This is a genomic window from Blastomonas sp. (genome assembly GCF_041747255.1).
GTDB lineage: Bacteria > Pseudomonadota > Alphaproteobacteria > Sphingomonadales > Sphingomonadaceae > Blastomonas.
In genome coordinates this window covers 1-4,956 of the sequence record NZ_JBGTFM010000384.1, presented here as the reverse complement: position 1 = coordinate 4,956, position 4,956 = coordinate 1, and the positions used below count along the sequence as shown (strand labels likewise).

General features: G+C 61.0%; 3 protein-coding genes and 1 pseudogene. 1 reads left to right on the top strand and 3 read right to left on the bottom strand.

What is annotated here, in order from left to right; translation table 11 throughout:
- A pseudogene (locus tag ACEW8G_RS13040) lies at positions 1–659 on the bottom strand (integrase); the annotation flags it as partial.
- A gap of 236 nt (positions 660–895) precedes the next feature.
- A complete protein-coding gene (locus ACEW8G_RS13035; protein WP_373488843.1) occupies positions 896–3,166 on the bottom strand; it encodes a TonB-dependent receptor in 2,271 nt (756 codons plus the stop codon).
- A gap of 318 nt (positions 3,167–3,484) precedes the next feature.
- Here ACEW8G_RS13035 and ACEW8G_RS13030 point away from each other — a divergent pair, with 318 nt between their 5' ends.
- Entirely contained in the window at positions 3,485–4,231 is a 747-nt protein-coding gene (locus ACEW8G_RS13030) for an LCCL domain-containing protein (protein ID WP_373488842.1), read from the top strand.
- A gap of 22 nt (positions 4,232–4,253) precedes the next feature.
- Here the strand turns inward: ACEW8G_RS13030 and ACEW8G_RS13025 are convergent, their stop codons facing one another.
- A complete protein-coding gene (locus ACEW8G_RS13025; protein ID WP_373488841.1) occupies positions 4,254–4,937 on the bottom strand; it encodes a YggS family pyridoxal phosphate-dependent enzyme in 684 nt (227 codons plus the stop codon).
- Positions 4,938–4,956: the final 19 nt, after the last annotated feature.

Below are 4,956 nucleotides of genomic sequence, written 5' to 3'. Positions count from 1 at the left end.
TCCAGATACAGGTCGCGTCTCTTGTCAGCACCCTTGAAGGGCCGCAGGGCTTCCTGCCAAGCTGCGTCGGTATTTGGGGCACCGGATTTCAGTACCTGCCTCAAAGCAGCTCTTACCGGCACCATATCCCGGTTAACAGTTGATTTGGAGCGGACCTTGGTAACTGGCGTGCTACCTTTGGAGCGCGAAACCATAGCCGGTGCCTCTTCCAGCCGCTTGCGCCACGCGCGCAAGTGGTGCCGCCGTAACTTGTCCAGTTTCACTTTAGCGATTGCATCGGAATAAACGTGCCGCCGGAACACACCCTCGGCAATCGCACCGGGCCGCTCGTTAAGATAGGTCTCGCAGGCATCGCCAACCGTCACCAGTGCGCGGACGGTGACCCCGCCGCTCTCAACAGTCTCAGCCCAGCTTTCGGTATCCTGCTTGGCCTGTTTGAACACGTCATGGCCGGAGAGGGTGCCATAGTCACCCAGCCGTTTCCGGGCATTGCGGTTCGTGTCCGGATCATAGACGCGCGCAAACCACGTACCCCCCGCCTTTTTCTTGGATGGGCGATAGCCGAGATAACACCCTTGGCGCAGACGCTGCCAGTGCGGTTCATCCCCTGCTTTGGTCTTCAGCTTGTCCCGCTCGCCGATACGGCTCAAATCGACCATTTTAGACTCGACCCAAAAACCATGAAAAAAACATGAAAAGCATATGCGAACTACTGCGAACGTGCGCAACTGTTTTTATTGTGTTTTCTGTGCGCCAACATACGCCAAAGACCAGTTTCCCACCCTTCACACGGGTGGGGTCGCAGGTTCAATCCCTGCCGCGCCCACCATCTTTTCAAAAGAGATGGACGCAGCAGTTCCCTAAAAAAACCTGGGTATTATGCCCGCTGGCGCGGTTAAAACCGGGAGCCCACTTCCACACCAAAAATGCGCGGCTCGTTCACATAGGCGGTCAGGTTGTTGAAATCGATGCCACCGGTTGCCGAGACGTTGTTGGTGATGTTGCGCGCGAACGCGGCGATGTCGAGCCGACCATTGCTGGTGCGATAACCCAGCCGAAGGCCGCCCTCGATCAGGTTGTCATCGCTGAATTCCACCGAGTCGTAGAGAAAAAACTGGATGCGAGAGCGATAATACCAGTCGGTGAAGGCATAGATCTCGCCATTGCCAACGGGAACGGCATAGCCTGCGGTCCAGTTGACTGACCATTTGGGCGATTGCGGCAGGCGGTTGCCGTCGATCGAGAAGATCCCCGGGCGCCCTGCAATCGGCGCGTTCAGCACGGTGCATGGTGCTCCGCAGCCAGCCACGCCAAGGCCCGGCGACTTGATCTCGTTTTCATTGAAACCGACGCCAAAGCTGAGATCAAGGCCATCGGCCGGGCGGGCCGCGAACTCGGCCTCGAAGCCATAGCCCTCGACATCATCGGCGTTGAGCAACGCGGTGACATTGCCGCCACCACCGACTGCGGTCAGCTGCAAGTCCTCGGTGTTGAAATAATAGCCCGTCAGGTTGAACCGGGCATCACCATCGAACAGCACCGTCTTGATCCCGGCTTCATATGACATGGTGCGTTCGGCGTCCGCAATCGACAGGCTGCGTCCGAAGGCGAGCCGCCCCTGGATCGAAGGCGCACGATAGCCGCGGGCGGCGCGGGCAAACACGTTGACCTCATCGCTGACGGGGTAGACCGCGCTTAAGTCCCAGGTGACAAGATCGGCGTCAGCGCCGGTGGTCAGTGTCGGAACCGGTCCGCCAAAGCCCAGAAACCCGGGCCGTGTATCCACCGGCCGGGCGGCGGAAAAATCGCGGTCATCATTGTTGTAGCGCGCGCCGGCCTGCAGGATCAGACCGTTGTCGAAGGTGTAGCTGAGCGTCCCGAACAGGCCGAAGGCGTTGGTGACCTGACGCTGCACGGCAATCGCGGCGGCGACCGTATCGGCAGGTGCGCCAAAATCGAGCGTGGTGATGTTCAGCCGTTCGTTGAAAAAGAATCCGCCGATCTGATAGCCGAAACCGCCCTCGTTGTTCGATGCGAGACGCACTTCCTGGGTATATTGGTCAAGGCTGGGCACATCGTCGCGCGTCTGCGCCGAGAACGGGATGAAGCCCGGACCCTGCGAGGGCGCGAAGGCGTTGCCGAAGCCACCATCGATATCGCCACGGCTCTTGAGGTTGCCGTTCCAGTAGGAGGTAACCGATGTGAGCGTCGCAGGGCCAAAATCATAATTGACCGTCAGCCCGACATTATAGGTGTTGAGCTCCTGGAAGTTGATCCCGTCCGAGCGAATTTCGCTGCGGCGGAACTCGGATCCTGGCCCGGCAATGCCGTTGAGGTCGTTGCTGCCCGTCCGGAAGACGTTTGCGCGAAACAGGATCGCCGAACCATCGAGCACCCGCACCTGGCCGACGAGCCGCGCGGTCAGCGGGCCATCCTCATATTGCAGCTGGAGCCGTCCGGCGAAATCATCATAGCCGCCCAGATCGTTGCCGGGGCCATTGTCGACATTGTCGACCCAGTCATCGCGACGCTGGTAGAAACCCGACGCACGCACCGAAAATCCGTTGCCCAGGTTGCCGCCGATCGCGCCTTCCAGCTGAACAGTGTTGAACCGCGCCCAGCTGGCCTTGACATAGCCGCCATCGTCGCCGGGCTTGACGGTATCGAATTTGACGATGCCCGCCGGGGTGTTGCGGCCGAACAATGTGCCCTGCGGCCCGCGCAGAACCTCGATCCGGTCGAGGTCGAAAATCGGAAAGCCCTTCAGGATGGGGTTTTCAAGCACCACATCATCATAAACCAGACTAACCGGCTGCGAGGCATTGAGATCGAAATCAGTGTTGCCGAGGCCGCGAATGTAGAAGCGCGGAAAGGTTCGGCCGAACGAACTTTCGACGTTAAGATTGGGCACGCGCCCGGCAAGGCCGCGAATATCGCCGCCGCCCGCCTGCACCGCAGCGAGCGCGTCGTTGCTCAAGGTGGAGACGGACAGGGGCACATCGCGCTGATCCTGCGCGCGCTTCTGCGCCGTAACGATGATGATGCCAGCGCCGCGATCGGCCTGATCGCCTGCGTCCTGTGCCAATGCCGGGCTGGCTGTGCCGGTTGCAAGCATCGCAGCGACAATCGCAAATGACGAGGTAAAGCGAAATGCAGCGTGTTGCATTGGCTGGTCTCCCATGGCCGTCCAGGCTTGATGGCGGCAGATTTTTTGGTGCTATCTAATCATAGGTTAATTGCTGCGCCTGCGAGAGGGGGTCAACATGGATCATGCTGCAGCAGCATATTTTTCAGTTGTGTGGCAAATGTGTGACTCTTTGGTTTGAACACGACCTCCAAATCGCCTGGTGATGTTGGTGAGGGCCGATGCTGTAGACAGGTCAAGAAACGTCGGTGCTCGGAACTCGACTTATAGGCATTTGCATCGCGTGATGGTATAAAGAGGCTACGGCGTCGCACCTCTGTTTTTTTGATGGAGAGCCGCATGTCACCTGTTCAGTTCGTGCCCGTCCTGCTCGCCGGGCTGGGGCTCGCGGCCTCGCCTGCATTATCGCAAGGGGTGCCAGCACCCCGCCAATCGACGCCCGCCGGGGTGTTGCTATTGCAATCGGGCGCATCGCAGTGCCCGGTCAACGCCACCAGCTATCGTGGCCCCGGGGCGACTGTCACCTGCTTTTGCCCAGCCAGCGCCACCCAAGGCGGCAGCGTCTGGGGCACCGATGTCTATACTGATGACAGCACCATCTGCCCCGCCGCGCGTCATGCTGGCGTGATCGGCGGCAATGGCGGCAGCGTCACCTTTTCGGTCGGCCCGGGGTTGGGCGGTTATGAAGGCAGCACCCGAAACGGCGTTTCGTCCAGCCAATATGGCGCTTGGGAAAACAGTTACAGCTTTGCCAAAGGAGGCATGGCACCGGTGACCGCTGCTGCGCCGACCGTTGCCAATTGCCCGGCCAATGCCATGCAGTTCAGAGGATCGCGTCGCGCCATCAGCTGTTTCTGCCCGGCGACGGCGGTCGCTGTACAGGGCAGCGTGTGGGGCAGCGATGTCTATACCGACGACAGCTATATTTGCCGCGCGGCGCGGCACGCCGGGATTGTCGGACGGAACGGTGGCACGGTGAATTTGACCGCGATGCCGGGCCGCGCAAGCTATGCCGGAACGACGCGCAACGGCGTGACATCAAGCAACTACGGCGCGTGGGACGGCAGCTTCACGCTGGGCAAATAGCCTGGCGTTTTGGCGGATTGGCCTATCGCGCCCCGAACAAAGCTGAGCCGATGCGGATATGCGTGGCGCCGATGCGCACCGCGGTTTCGAAATCGCCCGACATGCCCATGCTGAGCTGATCGAGCCCGCAATCGCGCGCCAGCTTGGCGAGCAGCGCGAAATAGGGCGCGGACTCAACGTCGGCAGGCGGCACCGCCATCAGCCCGATCACTGGCAGGCCGAGCGCGCGCGCCTGCACAAGCAGATCGGGCAGGTCGCTGATCGCGCAGCCGCCCTTTTGCGGTTCATCGCCGATATTGACCTGAACGAAACAAGGCAGCTGCCGCCCGGCCTTGGACATCGCCGCCGCCAGTGCCTTGGCGAGCGACGGCCGGTCCACCGAATGGATGACATCAAACTGCGCCACCGCGTCATCCGCCTTGTTCGATTGCAGCTGGCCGACCATGTGCAGTTCAAGCCCCGGATGGCGCGCGCGCAAGTTGGGGAATTTGGCAGCTGCCTCCTGCACCCGGTTCTCGCCGAATGTCAGCTGGCCTTGGTCGATCAGCGCTTCGATCGCCTCGACCGGTTTGGTCTTCGAAATGGCGATCAGCGTGGTCGATCTGGCGGGGCGGCCCGCGATCTTTTCCGACTGGGTGATGGCGGCGCGGATATCGGCCAGCGGGCCGTTGGGTGGGGTGATATCCTCTGGGCTTTGCGTGTTCATGGCCTGCGGCTATAAGCGC